The following is a 17530-nucleotide window of genomic DNA, read 5'->3' as shown; positions in this document are numbered from 1 at the left end:
GTTTCAGAAATGAATAGATAACCTGAGTTGAAGTAACCGACAGTGTGGTTCAGGTCAAAAAAATGGGATCCCGCGTCCAATAAATTCATTTTGTCCGTCATGTTTTGTACCGACAGGAAAAATGACTTTTAAAAATGCTTAAAAATCAGTCGATAAAAATATTTCGATATCGTATGAAAATTTAAGAAATACGTATCGAACTGTGACAGACAAAATAATATTGCACCGAATGAAAAATCCTATATCTTTATGCGCCTCCCCGAGAGCCATTAATTTTCCTTAAATAATCACAGCGTTAATCCTCATTATTTCTTCGTGGTGGTTTTTTTGCGGTTTTTTCACTCTCTGATTCGGCGGGAAATAATGCCCGGGCGCATCCGTGCTGGCTTGACAAGCTTTTCATCCCCTCCGTAAACTCTCAAGAGTGGGGATTTGTGGGGCAAAGTGGTGAAAAAGGTCATGAAGGGTTAAATACTGTCATGTTTCGTGGGGCGACACTGGTCAACCTCGACAGTAAAGGACGGCTTGCCGTTCCCACCCGTTATCGGGACTTACTGAACGAGGAAGCTCAAGGGCAAATGGTATGCACCATTGACCTTCATCAGCCCTGCCTGCTGCTTTACCTGCTACCCGAATGGGAAATTATCGAACAGAAACTTTCTCGCCTGTCGAGTATGAACCCCGCTGAACGCCGTGTTCAGCGCCTGTTACTCGGGCATGCCAGCGAATGTCAGATGGATAACGCCGGAAGGATACTGATTGCATCTACGCTGCGGCAGCATGCGGGTCTTACGAAAGAAGTGATGCTGGTCGGCCAGTTCAACAAGTTTGAACTGTGGGATGAACAGACCTGGTATCGACAAGTCAAGGAAGATATTGACGCTGAGCAGTCAACTCAGGAGCCCTTATCTGAGCGGCTGCAGGACTTATCACTATAGTCATGGCAGAAACGTTTAAACACACCACCGTGTTGCTGGATGAAGCCGTCAACGGCCTAAACATTCGCAGCAACGGTATCTACATCGACGGTACGTTTGGCCGAGGTGGCCATTCCCGTCTCATTCTGTCCCGCCTTGGGCCGGAAGGCCGTTTGTTGGCCATCGATCGCGATCCTCAAGCCGTCGCGGTCGCCAATACCATTGATGATGCGCGTTTTTCCATTATTCACGGACCTTTTTCCGAACTGGCTGAGTACGTCGATGAACGTGGGCTGACCGGTAAAATCGACGGCATCCTGCTGGATTTGGGCGTCTCTTCGCCTCAGCTCGACGACCCCGAACGAGGGTTTTCGTTTATGCGCGACGGGCCGCTGGACATGCGCATGGACCCCACTCGGGGCCTGTCAGCGGCGGAATGGCTGATGAAAGCGGAAGCGGAAGACATCGCCTGGGTGCTGAAAACCTTCGGCGAAGAGCGTTTCGCCAAGCGCATCGCGCGCGCCATTGTGGAGCGTAACCGCGTCGAACCGTTGACCCGTACCAAAGCGCTGGCGGAATTGATCGCCGCCGCCAGCCCGATTCGCGAGAAGCACAAGCATCCGGCGACCCGTTCCTTCCAGGCCATTCGTATCTATATCAACAGCGAACTGGAAGAGATCGAGCGGGCGTTGGATGGCGCGCTGCAGGTGCTGGCGCCGGAAGGGCGCTTGTCGGTGATCAGCTTCCATTCGCTGGAAGACCGGATAGTGAAACGCTTTATCCGCCAGCACAGCCGGGGGCCGCAGGTGCCCGCTGGTCTGCCGCTGACGGAAGAACAGCTGCGTAGCCAGGGCGGCCAGACGCTCAAGGCGGCGGGCAAGATGATGCCGCCTGATGACGAAGTAGCGGAAAATCCGCGCGCGCGCAGTTCGGTGTTGCGCTTTGCCGAGAGACTGCCGTCGTGATCGGGAACGAGCGCCATTCGCTGGGCGGCGTGATTGGCGACGATCTGCTGCGACACGGAAAACTGCCGCTGTTGCTGCTGATAGCGGTGTTGGTGTCCGCCATTCTGGTGGTGACCACCGCGCACCGCACGCGCCTGCTGACGGCGGAGCGTGAGCGGCTGTTGCTGGAACGTGATGCGCTGGATATCGAGTGGCGCAACCTGATTCTGGAAGAGAATGCCCTGGGCGATCACAGCCGCGTCGAGCAGATCGCCACCGAGAAACTGCATATGGTGCACGTGGATCCTTCACAGGAAAATATTGTGGTTAAACAACAATGAATTGACAGGTATCGCCTAAATTATGAGAGCAGCGCGACCGGGAAAATTGAAGCGTCAGGAAGAACATGCCAGCTTTGTCAGCTGGCGTTTTGCGTTGCTTTGCGGCGGTATTTTGTTGTGCATGGTCGGGTTGATGTTGCGTGCGGCGTATCTGCAGGTGATCGCGCCCGACAAGCTGGTGCGTGAAGGCGACATGCGTTCCCTGCGCGTGCAGGAGATTCCGACCGCTCGCGGCATGATCAGCGATCGCGCCGGTCGCCCGCTGGCGGTAAGCGTGCCGGTTAACGCGGTCTGGGCCGACCCGAAAGACGTCAACGATCATGGCGGCATTTCACTGGATACCCGCTGGAAGGCGCTGGCGGATGCGCTGGGCATCCCGCTGGACCAAATCGCCTCTAAGGTGAATGCCAACCCGAACGGCCGTTTTGTCTATCTGGCCCGCCAGGTGAACCCGGCGATCGGCGAATACATCCACAAACTGAAACTGCCGGGCATCAATCTGCGGCAGGAATCTCGTCGTTACTATCCTTCCGGTCAGGTAACGTCGCATCTGATTGGTTTTACCAATATTGACGGTCAGGGCATTGAAGGCATCGAGAAGAGTTTCGATCGCTGGCTGACCGGTCGCCCCGGCGAGCGTACCGTGCGTAAAGACCGCTTTGGGCGGGTCATCGAAGACATTTCCTCGGTGGACAGTCAGGCGGCGCACAACCTGATGCTCAGTATCGATGAGCGCCTGCAGGCGCTGGTGTACCGCGAACTGAACAACGCGGTGGCGTTCAATAAGGCCGAATCGGGCACCGCCGTACTGGTGGATGTGAACACCGGCGAAGTACTGGCGATGGCCAACAGTCCCTCCTACAACCCGAACAACCTGACCGGCACGCCGACCGACGTGATTCGTAACCGTGCCATCACCGATATTTTCGAACCCGGTTCGACCGTGAAACCGATGGTGGTGATGACGGCGCTACAGCGCAACGTGGTGAAGGAAAATGCGGTGCTCAACACGTTGCCGTATTACATCAACGGCCATGAAATCAAGGATGTGGCGCGTTATAGCGAATTGACCCTGACCGGCGTGCTGCAGAAGTCCAGTAACGTCGGCGTATCGCATCTGGCGCTGGCGATGCCGGCTTCCGCGTTGGTGGACACTTACTCCCGTTTTGGTCTGGGCAAAGCCACCAACCTGGGGCTGGTGGGGGAAAGCCTGGGTCTGTACCCCAATCGCCAACGCTGGTCGGATATCGAGCGCGCGACGTTTTCGTTTGGCTACGGCCTGATGGTGACCCCGCTGCAACTAGCGCGTGTCTACGCCACCATCGGCAGCTTTGGTATTTATCGCCCGCTATCCATCACCAAAGTCGACCCGCCGGTGCCGGGCGAGCGCGTCTTTTCCGAACAGATTGTCCGTACCGTGGTGCACATGATGGAGAGCGTGGCGTTGCCCGGAGGCGGCGGCACCAAGGCGGCGGTGAAGGGCTATCGCATCGCGATTAAAACCGGTACGGCGAAAAAGGTCGGCCCGGACGGCAAGTACATCAACAAATATATCGCCTATACCGCCGGGGTGGCGCCGGCCAGTAACCCGCGCTTTGCGCTGGTAGTGGTCATTAACGACCCGCAGGCGGGGAAATACTACGGTGGCGCGGTGTCGGCGCCGGTGTTCGGGGCGATCATGGGCGGCGTACTGCGCACCATGAATATCGAACCGGATGCGTTGCCGACGGGTGAAAAAAGCGAGTTTGTAATCAACAGAAAAGAGGGTTCAGGTGACAGATCGTAACTTGCGCGATGTCCTGGCTCCGTGGGTGACCGATGCCCCGGAGCGCGCGCTGCGGGAAATGACATTAGACAGCCGCGTGGCGGCTGCCGGGGATCTGTTTGTGGCGATAGTCGGCCACAAGACGGATGGGCGGCACTATATTCCGCAGGCTATTGCGCAGGGCGTCGCGGCGGTTGTCGCACAGGCGGATGATGCCACGCCCGATGGCACCCTGACTGAAATGCACGGCGTACCGGTGATTTATCTGGGTAACCTGAACCAGCGTTTATCCGCGCTGGCAGGGCGCTTTTATCGCCAGCCATCGGCCTCGTTGCAACTGATCGGCGTCACCGGCACCAACGGCAAGACCACCACCACCCAGTTGCTGGCGCAGTGGAGTCAGGCGCTGGGCAAAACCAGCGCGGTGATGGGCACCGTCGGCAACGGCTTGCTGGGGCATGTGGTGCCGTCGGAAAACACCACCGGTTCGGCGGTGGATGTGCAGCAGATCCTGAGTCAGCTGGTGGAGCAAGGGGCGGATTTCGCCGCGATGGAAGTGTCTTCGCATGGGCTGGTGCAGCACCGGGTAGAGGCGCTGTCGTTCGCTGCCGCGGTCTTTACCAACCTGAGTCGCGATCATCTTGATTATCACGGCGACATGGCGAATTACGAAGCGGCCAAATGGCGGTTGTTCGCCGAGCATCAGGTCGGGCAGAAAATCATTAACGCCGATGACGAGGTTGGCCGTCGTTGGTTAAGCCGCCTGCCGGAAGCGGTGGCGGTGAGCGTGGCGGGCGAGATCGATGCCGGCCGGGCGCACTGGCTGAAAGCCACCCGTATCGATTATCACGACAGCGGTTTCACCGTGCAATTCGACTCCAACTGGGGCGCCGGTGAGATCAATAGCCGCCTGATGGGCGCGTTCAACGTCAGTAACCTGTTGCTGGCGCTGGCGACGCTGTTGTCGCTGGGCTATTCGCTGGAACAGCTGGTGAAGACCGGCTCAGCGCTGCAGCCGGTCTGCGGTAGAATGGAAGTTTTTCTTGCCAGCGGCCGGCCGACGGTCGTGGTGGATTACGCCCATACCCCGGACGCGCTGGAAAAAGCGCTGGCGGCGGCGCGTTTGCACTGCCGGGGCGTACTGTGGTGCGTATTCGGTTGCGGCGGCGATCGTGACAGAGGTAAGCGCCCATTAATGGGCGCGATTGCGGAACAACTGGCGGATCGGGTGATTGTTACCGACGATAACCCGCGCAGCGAAGACCCGCAGGCGATTGTGACCGATATCCTGAGCGGATTGCTGGATGCGGGCCGGGTGCAGGTGATCGCCGGTCGGGCGGAAGCCGTCACCAGCGCGGTGATGCAGGCCGCCGCCGATGATGTGGTGCTGGTCGCAGGCAAAGGGCACGAAGACTATCAGTTGGTAGGAAATGAGCGGTTGGATTATTCGGATCGCATTACTGTCGCGCGGCTGCTGGGGGTTATCGTATGATCAGCGTTTCGTTGCGGCAGCTGGCTGATGTGCTGGGCGCCCGGTTGGTGGGAGACGACCTGACTATCAGCGAGGTGTCCACGGATACCCGTAAACTTGCCGACGGCTGTCTGTTCGTCGCGTTGCGTGGGGAAAAATTTGACGCTCATGATTACGCGGCGGATGCCGTTAATCATGGGGCGGCCGCGTTATTGGTAAGTAAGCACTTACCAATAGAAGTGCCGCAACTGGTGGTGGATGATACGCGTCTGGCGCTGGGTACGATGGCGGGCTGGGTGCGGCAGCAAAGCCGGGCGCGCGTGGTGGCGCTGACCGGTTCATCGGGAAAAACCTCCGTCAAGGAAATGACCGCGGCGATTTTGCGTCAGTGTGGCAACGTGCTGTATACCGCCGGTAATTTCAACAACGATATCGGCGTGCCGCTGACGCTGTTCCGCCTGACGCCTGAGCATGATTACGCGGTGATTGAGCTGGGCGCCAACCATATCGGCGAGATTGCTTACACCACGGCGATGGTGCGCCCGGAAGCGGCACTGGTGAATAACCTGGCCGCCGCTCATCTGGAAGGATTTGGTTCGCTCGAAGGCGTGGCGCAGGCTAAAGGCGAAATCTTTAGCGGCTTGCCGGCTCAGGGCGTGGCGATCCTCAATGCCGACAGCCACGATGAGGCGCGCTGGCACGATGCGCTGACCGGGAAAACCCTGTGGCGCTTTTCGCCGCAGGCGCGCGCGGGCGTCGATTTTTACGCCAGCGATGTCGGCATCAGCGAGCGTGGGACCGATTTCGTGCTGCATACGCCGACAGGCGATATCGCGGTGTCCTTGCCGTTGCCGGGGCGTCATAACATCGCCAACGCGTTGGCGGCGGCGGCGCTGTCACTGGCGGTGGGCGCGTCGCTGGACGCGGTGAAGGCCGGGCTGGCGCAATTGCAGGCTGTGCCGGGGCGGCTGTTCCCGATTGCGCTGGCGCCTGGGAAATTGCTGTTGGACGACAGCTACAACGCCAACGTCGGGTCAATGACCGCGGCCGCGCAGGTGCTGGCGGAGATGCCGGGCTACCGGGTGATGGTGGTCGGCGATATGGCTGAACTGGGCCAGAATGCGCAGGCGTGTCACCGTCAGGTGGGCGAGGCGGCCCGCAAGGCAAACATTGAGAAAGTATTGAGCGTGGGCGTGCTGAGCGCGCTTATCGGCGACGCCAGCGGCGCAGGCGAGCATTTTGACAATAAAACTGCGCTGATCGCCCGTTTGCGGGAGCTGGTGGCGCAGCACAATACCATTACCGTTTTAATTAAAGGTTCACGCAGCGCTGCGATGGAACAGGTAGTACACGCATTACAGGAGAATGCCACATGTTAGTTTGGCTGGCCGAGCATCTGGTCAAGTTTTATTCCGGCTTTAACGTCTTTTCGTATTTGACGTTCCGGGCCATTGTCAGCCTGCTGACGGCGTTAATCATTTCCCTGTGGATGGGGCCGCATCTGATCGCCTGGCTGCAACGCCTGCAAATTGGTCAGGTGGTGCGTAACGAAGGGCCGGAGTCCCATTTCAGCAAGCGCGGCACGCCGACTATGGGCGGGGTGATGATTCTGGCGTCGATCATTATTTCGGTGCTGTTGTGGGTCAACCTGTCTAACCCATATGTCTGGTGCGTACTGCTGGTGCTGGTGGGTTACGGCATCGTCGGGTTTGTGGATGACTACCGCAAGGTGGTGCGTAAGGACACCCGCGGGCTGATTGCCCGCTGGAAGTACTTCTGGCAGTCGGTACTGGCGCTGGTAGTCGCGTTTTCCATGTACGTGATTGGCAAGGATACGCCGGCGACGCAGCTGGTGGTGCCGTTCTTTAAGGACGTGATGCCGCAACTGGGCGTGATGTACATCGTGCTGGCGTACTTCGTGATTGTCGGTACTAGCAACGCCGTCAACCTCACCGATGGCCTGGACGGGTTGGCCATCATGCCGACGGTGTTTGTGGCGGTTGGTTTCGCGCTGGTGGCCTGGGCGACCGGCAACATGAATTTCGCCAGCTACCTGCACATTCCGTATATCCGGCATGCCAGCGAGCTGGTGGTGGTGTGCACCGCGATTGTCGGCGCCGGCCTCGGTTTTCTGTGGTTTAACACCTATCCGGCGCAGGTGTTTATGGGTGATGTCGGATCGCTGGCGCTGGGCGGCGCGCTGGGCACCATCGCGGTGCTGCTGCGTCAGGAGTTTTTGCTGGTGATCATGGGCGGGGTGTTTGTGGTGGAAACGCTGTCCGTGATTTTGCAGGTGGGTTCCTTCAAGCTGCGCGGCCAGCGGATTTTCCGTATGGCGCCGATCCACCATCACTATGAACTTAAGGGATGGCCGGAGCCGCGGGTGATCGTGCGGTTCTGGATTATTTCGCTGATGCTGATGCTCATCGGCCTGGTAACGCTCAAGGTACGGTAAAAAATGGACTATCAGGGTAGAAAGGTTGTCATTATCGGGTTAGGGCTGACAGGGCTCTCCTGTGTTGATTTTTTCCTTGCACGCGGGGTGGTGCCGCGCGTGGTGGATACCCGTATTAGTCCGCCGGGCCTGGATAAACTGCCTGAGTCCGTTGAACGTCATTTGGGCAGCCTCAATGATGAGTGGCTGCTGTCCGCCGATCTGATCGTCGCCAGTCCGGGTATCGCGCTGGCGACGCCGATCCTGTGCGAGGCGGCGGAAGCCGGCATTGAAATTATCGGCGATATCGAACTGTTCTGCCGCGAAGCGCAGGCGCCGATCGTCGCTATCACCGGTTCCAACGGTAAAAGCACCGTGACCACGCTGGTGGGTGAAATGGCGCGCGCGGCCGGTTGGGCCGCCGGCGTGGGCGGCAACATCGGCGTACCGGCGCTGGAACTGCTCAAGCAGGAAAGCCAGCTGTATGTGCTGGAGCTGTCGAGCTTCCAGTTGGAAACCACCTACAGCCTGCACGCCGCCGCAGCCACGATCCTCAACGTAACCGAGGATCACACCAACCGCTACCCGTTGGGGCTGCAACAGTACCGCGCCGCCAAATTGCGCATTTATGAAAACGCTAAAGTCTGCATTGTGAACGCGGACGACGCCCTGACCATGCCGGTGCGCGGCGCCGACGCGCGTTGCCTGAGTTTCGGCGTGGATGTGGGCGATTACCACCTGAACCGGCAGCAGGGTGAAACCTGGCTGCGGGTGAAAGGCGAGCGGGTGCTGAATACCCGCGAAATTAAATTGGTTGGTCAGCACAACTACACCAATGCGCTGGCGGCGCTGGCGCTGGCGGACGCTGTGGGTATTCCCCGCTCGTCGGCCCTGATCGCGCTGACTACCTTTACCGGCTTGCCGCACCGTTTCCAACTGACGCTGGCGCGTCATGACGTGCGCTGGGTCAATGATTCCAAGGCTACCAACGTCGGCAGCACCGAGGCGGCGCTGAGCGGGCTGCATGTCGATGGCACGCTGCATCTGCTGCTGGGCGGCGACGGGAAATCGGCGGATTTCTCTCCGTTATTGCATTACCTGCAGGGCGACAGCATTCGTCTGTACTGCTTTGGTCGTGATGGTGGGCAACTGGCGGCGCTGCGTCCGGAAATCGCCGAGCAGACCGAAACCATGGAGCAGGCGATGCGCCTTATCGCCAGCCGCACTCAGCCGGGAGACATGGTGTTGCTGTCGCCGGCTTGCGCCAGTCTCGATCAGTTCCGCAGTTTCGAACAGCGCGGCGACGAGTTCGCCCGACTGGCGGAGGAGCTGGGATAATGCGTTTTATCGGGGCCGGCATGGTCGAACGTCTGAAAAGCTGGGTGATGGGGACGCGTGAAAGCGACAACCTCAGCACCGTGCTGTACGACCGGACGCTGCTGTGGTTGACCCTGGGGCTGGCGGTGATCGGCTTTGTGATGGTGACCTCGGCGTCGATGCCGGTCGGGCAGCGGCTGGCCAGCGATCCCTTTTTATTCGCCAAGCGCGATGCGCTGTATCTGGGGCTGGCGTTTGGTTTGTCGCTGGTCACCATGCGGGTTCCGATGGAGGTCTGGCAGCGTTACAGCGTGGTATTGCTGCTGGTGTCGATGGTGATGCTGCTGATCGTGCTGGTGGTGGGCAGCTCGGTCAACGGGGCGTCACGCTGGATTTCCCTTGGCCCGCTGCGTATTCAGCCGGCAGAGTTATCGAAGTTGTCGTTGTTCTGCTACCTCTCCAGCTACATGGTGCGCAAAGTCGAAGAGGTACGGAATAACTTCTGGGGATTTTGCAAGCCGATGGGCGTGATGGTGGTGCTGGCGGTGCTGCTGCTGGCCCAGCCGGACCTTGGTACGGTGGTGGTGTTGTTCATCACCACGCTGGCGATGTTGTTTCTGGCCGGAGCCAAACTGTGGCAGTTCCTGGCGATCATCGGTTGTGGCATCTTCGCCGTCGCGCTGTTGATTATCGCGGAGCCGTATCGCGTACGCCGCGTGACGTCGTTCTGGAATCCGTGGGACGACCCGTTCGGCAGCGGTTATCAGTTGACCCAGTCGTTGATGGCGTTTGGCCGCGGCGAACTGTGGGGGCAGGGGCTCGGCAATTCCATCCAGAAACTGGAATATCTGCCGGAGGCGCATACCGACTTCATTTTCTCCATTCTGGGGGAGGAACTGGGCTATATCGGTGTGGTTTTGGCGTTGTTAATGATATTCTTCGTCGCTTTTCGTGCGATGTCGATAGGAAGACGGGCGCTGGAAATCGATCAGCGTTTTTCGGGCTTTCTGGCCTGCTCCATCGGTATCTGGTTCAGTTTTCAGACGCTGGTGAATGTCGGCGCAGCCGCGGGCATGTTGCCGACCAAAGGGCTGACATTGCCGCTGATCAGCTACGGCGGTTCCAGTCTGCTGATTATGTCGACGGCTATCGTGTTGTTGTTGCGAATTGATTATGAAACGCGCCTGACCAAAGCGCAGGCGTTTACGAGAGGTGCCCGATGAGTGGCGAAGGCAAGCGTTTGATGGTGATGGCTGGCGGTACCGGCGGGCATGTGTTTCCCGGTCTGGCGGTGGCGCATCATCTGATGGCGCAGGGCTGGCAGGTGCGCTGGCTGGGCACGGCCGACCGGATGGAAGCGGATCTGGTGCCGAAACACGGCATCGACATCGACTTTATCCGTATTTCCGGTCTGCGCGGCAAAGGATTGGCGGCATTGGTGCTGGCGCCGGTGCGTATCTTTCGGGCGGTGCGGCAGGCGCAGGCGATTATGCGCCGTTATCAGCCGGACGTTGTGCTGGGGATGGGCGGTTATGTGTCCGGCCCCGGCGGCCTGGCTGCCTGGCTGTGCGGCATCCCGGTGGTTTTGCACGAGCAAAACGGTATCGCCGGGTTGACCAACCGCTGGCTGTCGCGCATCGCCAAAAAGGTATTACAGGCATTCCCAGGGGCGTTTCCTCACGCGGATGTGGTGGGAAATCCGGTGCGTACCGATGTGCTGGCGCTGCCGTCGCCGACGGAGCGGCTGGCTGAGCGCAGCGGCCCGGTGCGGGTGCTGGTGGTTGGTGGAAGCCAGGGGGCGCGGGTGTTGAATCAAACCCTGCCCGGCGTAGCGGCGCGGCTGCATGACGCCGTTACCATCTGGCACCAAACCGGCAAAGGCGCTCAGGCGGAAGTACAGGCTGCTTATGCGCAAGCCGGTCAGCCGCAGCATCGGATTACCGAGTTTATCGACGACATGGCGGCGGCGTATGCCTGGGCCGATGTGGTGGTGTGCCGCTCCGGTGCGCTAACCGTCAGCGAGATTGCCGCGGCCGGGTTGCCGGCGTTATTTGTGCCGTTCCTGCATAAGGATCGGCAGCAGTACTGGAATGCGTTGCCGCTGGAACAGGCGGGCGCCGCAAAGATTATCGAACAGGCCGACCTCAGCGTGGACGCGATAAGCGAGGTGTTGTCGGCCTGGGATCGCGCCACATTACGCGATATGGCGCAAAAAGCCCGAACCGTGGCGATTCCCGATGCGACGGAACGAGTGGCGGCCGAAGTCGCGGCGGCGGCGATGCAGCGGGCGGTTCATGCTGTCCGGAATTAATGATAATGGCCGGCAATAGCCGGCGTTGATGTAGGTTGCGATAGAAGATAGTGAATACTCAAGAACTGGCGAAACTGCGTTCAATCGTGCCCGAGATGCACCGCGTCCGGCACATCCATTTTGTTGGCATCGGTGGTGCCGGCATGGGCGGTATCGCCGAAGTCCTGGCTAACGAGGGCTATCAGATCAGCGGTTCTGATCTGGCGCCCAACGCCGTGACGCAGCAATTGACTGATTTGGGCGCCCAGATCTATTTCCACCATCGCCCGGAAAATGTGAATGAAGCGAGCGTGGTGGTGGTATCCAGCGCGATTACGGCGGATAACCCGGAGATTATCGCGGCACATGAGGCCCGTATTCCGGTGATTCGCCGGGCAGAGATGCTGGCAGAATTGATGCGCTTTCGTCATGGCATCGCCATTGCCGGAACGCATGGCAAGACCACGACCACGGCGATGGTGACCAGTATCTATGCGGAAGCGGGGCTGGACCCGACGTTCGTCAATGGCGGTCTGGTCAAAGCCGCGGGGACGCACGCCCGGTTGGGGTCGAGCCGTTACCTGATTGCGGAAGCGGACGAGAGCGATGCGTCGTTCCTGCATTTGCAGCCGATGGTGGCGATTGTGACCAACATCGAAGCCGACCATATGGACACGTATCAGGGCGATTTTGAGAACCTCAAACAGACGTTCATCAACTTCCTGCACAACCTGCCGTTTTACGGCCATGCGGTGATGTGCCTGGATGATGCGGTGATTCGGGAGCTGTTGCCGAAAGTGGGGCGCCACATCACCACTTATGGTTTCAGCGACGATGCGGATGTGCGGGTGGCTGACTACCGGCAGGTTGGGGCGCAGGGGCTGTTTACGCTGGCGCGTCAGGGTAAACCGCTGCTGAATGTGACGCTGAATGCGCCGGGCCGCCACAATGCGCTGAATGCGGCGGCGGCGGTAGCGGTGGCGACGGAAGAAGGCATTGACGACGACGCGATTCTGCGAGCGCTGGCGCGTTTTCAGGGGACGGGGCGTCGGTTCGATTTTCTGGGTGAATTCCCGCTCCAGCCGGTCAACGGCAAAAGCGGTAGCGCCATGCTGGTGGATGATTACGGGCATCACCCGACGGAAGTGGACGCTACCATCAAGGCGGCGCGCGCCGGCTGGCCGGATAAACGTCTGGTGATGATTTTTCAGCCGCATCGCTATACCCGCACGCGGGATCTGTACGATGACTTCGCGCACGTGCTGTCCCAGGTGGATGTGCTGCTGATGCTGGATGTGTATTCGGCCGGTGAAGCGCCGATTCCGGGAGCGGACAGCCGGTCGTTGTGTCGCACCATCCGCGGGCGCGGCAAAATCGACCCGATTATGGTGCCGGATGTGGAAACGCTGCCTGAACTGCTGGCGCAGGCGCTGCAGGGCGATGATCTGGTGCTGGTTCAGGGCGCCGGCAACATTGGCAAACTGGCGCGTCGGCTGGCGGAAAATCGTCTGCAGGCGAAGACCAAAGACTGAGAACGAGATGACTGAGCACGTGATGGTAGTGATGAAACGCACCCACGCTGACCGCGACGAAACCGGCCGCCGGTCGGCTGAGGTTCGGTGCGCCGACGTTTCGCGCTCAGTCCGGACAGACAACGGTTACCGCCGCGTATCTGTTGTGGAGTTGGCTGATTAGTATGTCGCAGGCGGCGTTGAATACACGCGGACGTGAGCAGGAAAAGGGCGCACGACGCAGCAATGGCAGTCAGCTGGCGGGGATTTTTTTCCTGCTGATGGTGGCCGGCACCATCCTGTGGGGAAGCTGGATGGTGCTGGGCTGGATGAAAGATGCCAGCCGTCTGCCGCTGTCCAGACTGGTGGTGACCGGCGAGCGACACTACACCACCAATGACGATATTCGCCAGGCGATTTTGTCGCTGGGATCGCCGGGGACGTTCATGACGCAGGATGTGAATGTCATCCAGCAGCAGATCGAGCGCCTGCCCTGGATTAAACAGGCCAGCGTACGTAAGCAGTGGCCGGACGAATTAAAGATTCATCTGGTTGAATACGTTCCATTTGCGCGCTGGAATGACCAGCTTATGGTTGACAGCGAGGGTAACGCCTTCAGCGTGCCGGCTGAGCGCATCGGCAATAAGAAAATGCCGATGCTGTACGGTCCGGAGGGCGGTGAAGAAGACGTGCTGGAGGGGTATCGCGAGATGAACCAGATACTGGCGGCAGGCAAGTTCACGGTGAAGATGGTGGCGATGACCGCGCGCCATTCATGGCAGGTTGGGCTGGACGATGATATCCGCCTCGATCTGGGACGTGATGACAGAAGTCGGCGTCTGGCGCGTTTTCTGGAGATCTATCCGTTGTTGCAGCGGCAGGCCCAGAATGAAAACAAGCGGGTTAACTACGTGGATTTGCGCTATGAAACCGGCGCAGCGGTAGGTTGGAGCCCGGCATTTATTGATCAGCAAAAAGACATTGATCAGCAAAAGAACGGTAATCAGCAACAAAATCAGGCACAGGCTAAACAGCAATGATCAAGTCGACGGACAGAAAACTGGTAGTTGGGCTGGAAATCGGTACAGCAAAAGTAGCTGCGCTGGTAGGTGAAGTTCTGCCAGATGGCATGATCAATATCATCGGTGTGGGAAGCTGCCCGTCACGGGGCATGGATAAAGGCGGCGTTAACGATCTGGAATCGGTGGTCAAGTGCGTTCAGCGCGCCATCGATCAGGCCGAACTGATGGCTGATTGCCAGATTTCATCCGTGTATCTGGCGTTGTCCGGTAAGCACATCAGCTGCCAGAACGAGATCGGCATGGTGCCTATCTCCGAAGAAGAAGTCACGCAGGACGATGTCGAAAGCGTGGTGCATACGGCCAAATCTGTCCGGGTCCGTGACGAGCACCGTATTCTGCATGTGATCCCGCAGGAATACGCCATCGATTATCAGGAAGGGATTAAAAACCCGGTCGGGCTGTCTGGCGTGCGGATGCAGGCCAAGGTGCACCTGATCACCTGCCATAACGACATGGCGAAGAACATTGTTAAAGCGGTGGAGCGTTGCGGTCTGAAGGTGGATCAACTGATTTTCGCCGGGCTGGCATCCAGTTATGCGGTGCTGACCGAAGACGAGCGCGAACTGGGCGTGTGCGTAGTGGATATCGGCGGCGGCACTATGGATATGGCGGTGTATACCGGCGGCGCGCTGCGTCACACAAAAGTGATTCCTTATGCTGGTAACGTAGTCACCAGCGATATAGCCTATGCGTTTGGCACGCCGCCCACGGATGCGGAAGCGATCAAGGTACGTTACGGTTGCGCGCTCGGTTCCATCGTCAGCAAAGATGAAACCGTGGAAGTGCCGAGCGTCGGCGGTCGTCCGCCGCGTAGTCTGCAGCGTCAGACGTTGGCGGAGGTGATTGAACCTCGCTATACCGAGTTATTGAATCTGGTGAATGACGAGCTGTTGCAGTTGCAGGAACAGCTGCGCCAGCAGGGCGTGAAGCATCATCTGGCGGCCGGCATCGTGCTGACCGGCGGTGCGGCGCAAATTGACGGTCTGGCGGCCTGCGCGCAGCGCGTGTTCCACACGCAGGTGCGCATCGGCCAGCCGCTGAATATCACCGGATTAACGGATTATGCGCAGGAGCCCTATTACTCGACGGCTGTAGGGCTGCTGCATTACGGCAAAGAGTCTCATCTGAGTGGCGAACACGAGGTTGAGAAACGCGCCTCGGTCAGCAACTGGTTTAAACGCCTGAACAGCTGGCTGAGAAAGGAATTTTGACGGTTATCAAAAGAGATCATTTAGCACGACTTTTTTGATCTTGAAGTAACACAGGCACAAGACGGAGAGAAACTATGTTTGAACCAATGGAGTTAACCAACGACGCGGTGATTAAAGTCATCGGCGTCGGTGGTGGCGGCGGCAACGCTGTCGAACACATGGTGCGTGAACGCATCGAAGGTGTTGAATTCTTTGCGGTTAACACCGATGCTCAGGCACTGCGCAAAACGGCGGTCGGCCAGACCATCCAGATCGGCAGCGGTATCACCAAGGGTCTGGGCGCTGGCGCCAACCCGGAAGTGGGCCGCAATTCCGCCGAGGAAGATCGCGAAGCACTGCGTTCTGCGCTGGAAGGTGCGGACATGGTGTTCATCGCAGCCGGAATGGGCGGCGGCACTGGCACCGGCGCTGCGCCGGTGGTGGCGGAAGTCGCCAAGGATCTGGGTATCCTGACGGTTGCCGTAGTGACCAAACCGTTCAATTTTGAAGGCAAAAAACGCATGGCGTTTGCCGAGCAGGGGATCGCGGAGCTGTCCAAGCACGTTGATTCGCTGATCACCATCCCCAACGACAAGCTGTTGAAAGTGCTGGGGCGTGGCATCTCTCTGCTGGACGCGTTCGGCGCGGCTAACGACGTGTTGAAAGGCGCGGTGCAGGGTATTGCCGAGCTGATTACCCGTCCGGGTCTGATGAACGTCGACTTCGCCGACGTGCGCACCGTGATGTCCGAAATGGGTTACGCCATGATGGGTTCCGGCGTGGCTCGCGGTGAAGACCGTGCGGAAGAGGCGGCGGAAATGGCTATCTCCAGTCCGCTGCTGGAAGATATCGACCTTTCCGGCGCGCGCGGCGTGCTGGTTAACATTACCGCTGGTTTCGATCTGCGTCTGGATGAATTTGAGACTGTTGGTAATACCATTCGCGCGTTTGCATCCGATAATGCGACGGTAGTGATTGGTACGTCGCTGGATCCGGATATGAACGACGAACTGCGGGTGACCGTGGTCGCCACCGGCATCGGCATGGACAAACGTCCGGAAATTACGCTGGTTACCAACAAGCAAAGCAGCCAGCCGGTTATGGACCACCGCTATCAGCAACATGGCATGGCGCCGCTGACGCAGGAAAAACCTGCGGCCAAAGTGGTGAATGACCAGAGCGTGCAGACCAATAAAGAGCCGGACTATCTCGATATTCCTGCTTTCCTGCGTAAGCAGGCTGACTAAGGTTAGGTTGGAATCTCCGCTCTTTGTGCTAAACTGTGCCGCCGGCCTTGGTGTAAGCTAAGGCCGTAGGTTCAGATGAATGCGAGATAATACGATGATCAAACAACGTACATTAAAACGTATCGTACAGGCGACAGGGGTCGGTCTTCATACCGGCAAAAAAGTCACCCTGACTATGCGTCCTGCACCGGCGAACACCGGGGTCATCTATCGTCGTACTGACTTGAATCCACCGGTTGATTTTCCGGCTGATGCCAAATCCGTGCGTGATACCATGCTCTGTACTTGCCTGGTTAATGAGCATGACGTGCGCATTTCGACGGTGGAGCATCTGAATGCGGCCCTGGCGGGATTAGGCATCGACAACATCGTTGTTGACGTGGATGCGCCTGAAATTCCGATCATGGACGGCAGCGCCAGTCCGTTTGTCTACCTGCTGCTGGATGCTGGTATCGAAGAACTGAACTGTGCCAAGAAGTTTGTTCGTATCAAACAGCCTGTACGTGTAGAAGACGGTGACAAGTGGGCAGAATTGAAGCCGTTCAACGGTTTTAGCCTTGATTTTACCATCGACTTTAATCACCCGGTGATTGATGCCGGTTCACAGCGCTTCAAGCTGGATTTCTCCGCTGATGCGTTTGTGCGCCAGATCAGCCGCGCGCGTACCTTTGGGTTTATGCGCGATATCGAGTATCTGCAATCCCGCGGTCTGTGCCTGGGCGGCAGTCTCGATAGTGCGATCGTGGTGGATGATTACCGTGTGCTGAACGAAGACGGTCTGCGTTTTGACGATGAGTTCGTGCGCCACAAAATGCTGGACGCGATTGGCGACCTGTTCATGTGCGGTCACAACATCATTGGCGCGTTCACGGCGTTCAAATCCGGCCACGCGCTGAATAACAAACTGCTGCAGGCTGTGCTGGCTAAACAGGAAGCGTGGGAATTCGTGACCTTTGAAGATGAAGCGGAAATGCCGCTGGCTTTCAAAGCGCCGTCAACCGTTCTGGCCTGATCCGCAATA

Annotated in this window: 15 protein-coding genes; all 15 read left to right on the top strand. The window is 58.5% G+C overall.

The features are described from left to right. The first annotated feature begins 479 nt into the window (after positions 1-479). The gene (gene mraZ / locus DXX3274_RS18790) at positions 480-938 is read left to right on the top strand and encodes a division/cell wall cluster transcriptional repressor MraZ (RefSeq protein WP_012768364.1); all 459 of its coding nucleotides are present in this window, start codon (positions 480-482) and stop codon (positions 936-938) included. Between the two features lie 2 nt (positions 939-940). After that, on the top strand, positions 941-1882 hold the full coding sequence (rsmH, locus tag DXX3274_RS18785) for a 16S rRNA (cytosine(1402)-N(4))-methyltransferase RsmH (RefSeq protein WP_038665692.1): 942 nt from the start codon (positions 941-943) through the stop codon (positions 1880-1882). Next, a complete protein-coding gene (gene ftsL, locus DXX3274_RS18780; RefSeq protein WP_013319471.1) occupies positions 1879-2202 on the top strand; it encodes a cell division protein FtsL in 324 nt (107 codons plus the stop codon). Before rsmH ends, ftsL begins: the two co-directional genes overlap by 4 nt. Before the next feature lie 22 nt (positions 2203-2224). Next, positions 2225-3988 carry a peptidoglycan glycosyltransferase FtsI gene (locus DXX3274_RS18775; protein ID WP_038665695.1) on the top strand — a complete coding sequence of 588 codons (1764 nt, stop codon included), beginning with the start codon at positions 2225-2227 and terminating at the stop codon, positions 3986-3988. Then, entirely contained in the window at positions 3975-5459 is a 1485-nt protein-coding gene (gene murE, locus DXX3274_RS18770) for a UDP-N-acetylmuramoyl-L-alanyl-D-glutamate--2,6-diaminopimelate ligase (RefSeq protein ID WP_042861075.1), read from the top strand. Before DXX3274_RS18775 ends, murE begins: the two co-directional genes overlap by 14 nt. Further along, complete coding sequence (gene murF, locus DXX3274_RS18765) at positions 5456-6817, top strand: UDP-N-acetylmuramoyl-tripeptide--D-alanyl-D-alanine ligase (protein WP_042861073.1); 1362 nt, start codon at positions 5456-5458, stop codon at positions 6815-6817. Before murE ends, murF begins: the two co-directional genes overlap by 4 nt. Beyond that, the gene (gene mraY / locus DXX3274_RS18760) at positions 6811-7893 is read left to right on the top strand and encodes a phospho-N-acetylmuramoyl-pentapeptide-transferase (RefSeq protein WP_042861072.1); all 1083 of its coding nucleotides are present in this window, start codon (positions 6811-6813) and stop codon (positions 7891-7893) included. Before murF ends, mraY begins: the two co-directional genes overlap by 7 nt. Positions 7894-7896: 3 nt before the next feature. After that, positions 7897-9210 carry a UDP-N-acetylmuramoyl-L-alanine--D-glutamate ligase gene (gene murD, locus DXX3274_RS18755; RefSeq protein WP_042861071.1) on the top strand — a complete coding sequence of 438 codons (1314 nt, stop codon included), beginning with the start codon at positions 7897-7899 and terminating at the stop codon, positions 9208-9210. Beyond that, entirely contained in the window at positions 9210-10412 is a 1203-nt protein-coding gene (gene ftsW / locus DXX3274_RS18750) for a cell division protein FtsW (protein ID WP_042861070.1), read from the top strand. The genes murD and ftsW overlap by 1 nt, the downstream gene beginning before the upstream one ends. Next, entirely contained in the window at positions 10409-11500 is a 1092-nt protein-coding gene (gene murG / locus DXX3274_RS18745) for an undecaprenyldiphospho-muramoylpentapeptide beta-N-acetylglucosaminyltransferase (RefSeq protein WP_042861069.1), read from the top strand. The genes ftsW and murG overlap by 4 nt, the downstream gene beginning before the upstream one ends. A 50-nt stretch (positions 11501-11550) precedes the next feature. Further along, positions 11551-13011, top strand: coding sequence for a UDP-N-acetylmuramate--L-alanine ligase (gene murC / locus DXX3274_RS18740; protein WP_042861068.1), 1461 nt, complete (start codon positions 11551-11553; stop codon positions 13009-13011). Positions 13012-13175: 164 nt separating this feature from the next. Continuing rightward, positions 13176-14030 (top strand): cell division protein FtsQ, encoded by an 855-nt coding sequence (gene ftsQ / locus DXX3274_RS18735; protein WP_042861067.1) that lies wholly within the window; start codon positions 13176-13178, stop codon positions 14028-14030. Further along, positions 14027-15283, top strand: coding sequence for a cell division protein FtsA (gene ftsA, locus DXX3274_RS18730; protein ID WP_013319461.1), 1257 nt, complete (start codon positions 14027-14029; stop codon positions 15281-15283). Before ftsQ ends, ftsA begins: the two co-directional genes overlap by 4 nt. A 74-nt stretch (positions 15284-15357) precedes the next feature. Continuing rightward, the gene (ftsZ, locus tag DXX3274_RS18725; protein ID WP_012886159.1) at positions 15358-16509 is read left to right on the top strand and encodes a cell division protein FtsZ; all 1152 of its coding nucleotides are present in this window, start codon (positions 15358-15360) and stop codon (positions 16507-16509) included. 94 nt (positions 16510-16603) lie between these two features. Continuing rightward, positions 16604-17521: a UDP-3-O-acyl-N-acetylglucosamine deacetylase gene (gene lpxC, locus DXX3274_RS18720; RefSeq protein WP_024107274.1), complete on the top strand. Its 918-nt coding sequence runs from the start codon at positions 16604-16606 to the stop codon at positions 17519-17521. The last annotated feature ends 9 nt before the right edge of the window (positions 17522-17530 follow it).

It is taken from the genome of Dickeya sp. NCPPB 3274, from assembly GCF_000406205.1.
Taxonomy (GTDB): Bacteria; Pseudomonadota; Gammaproteobacteria; order Enterobacterales; family Enterobacteriaceae; genus Dickeya; species Dickeya fangzhongdai.
Note: the sequence above shows the minus strand (reverse complement) of the source record. Positions and strands in the feature narration are given on the sequence as shown.

Excerpts from the sequence above, each read along its gene's own strand:
- mraY (WP_042861072.1), top strand. The coding sequence starts at position 6,811 with ATGTTAGTTTGGCTGGCCGAGCATCTGGTCAAGTTTTATTCCGGCTTT.
- murF (WP_042861073.1), top strand. The coding sequence starts at position 5,456 with ATGATCAGCGTTTCGTTGCGGCAGCTGGCTGATGTGCTGGGCGCCCGG.
- ftsZ (WP_012886159.1), top strand. The coding sequence starts at position 15,358 with ATGTTTGAACCAATGGAGTTAACCAACGACGCGGTGATTAAAGTCATC.
- ftsQ (WP_042861067.1), top strand. The coding sequence starts at position 13,176 with ATGTCGCAGGCGGCGTTGAATACACGCGGACGTGAGCAGGAAAAGGGC.
- murG (WP_042861069.1), top strand. The coding sequence starts at position 10,409 with ATGAGTGGCGAAGGCAAGCGTTTGATGGTGATGGCTGGCGGTACCGGC.
- murD (WP_042861071.1), top strand. The coding sequence starts at position 7,897 with ATGGACTATCAGGGTAGAAAGGTTGTCATTATCGGGTTAGGGCTGACA.
- lpxC (WP_024107274.1), top strand. The coding sequence starts at position 16,604 with ATGATCAAACAACGTACATTAAAACGTATCGTACAGGCGACAGGGGTC.
- rsmH (WP_038665692.1), top strand. The coding sequence starts at position 941 with ATGGCAGAAACGTTTAAACACACCACCGTGTTGCTGGATGAAGCCGTC.
- ftsA (WP_013319461.1), top strand. The coding sequence starts at position 14,027 with ATGATCAAGTCGACGGACAGAAAACTGGTAGTTGGGCTGGAAATCGGT.
- ftsW (WP_042861070.1), top strand. The coding sequence starts at position 9,210 with ATGCGTTTTATCGGGGCCGGCATGGTCGAACGTCTGAAAAGCTGGGTG.
- mraZ (WP_012768364.1), top strand. The coding sequence starts at position 480 with ATGTTTCGTGGGGCGACACTGGTCAACCTCGACAGTAAAGGACGGCTT.
- DXX3274_RS18775 (WP_038665695.1), top strand. The coding sequence starts at position 2,225 with ATGAGAGCAGCGCGACCGGGAAAATTGAAGCGTCAGGAAGAACATGCC.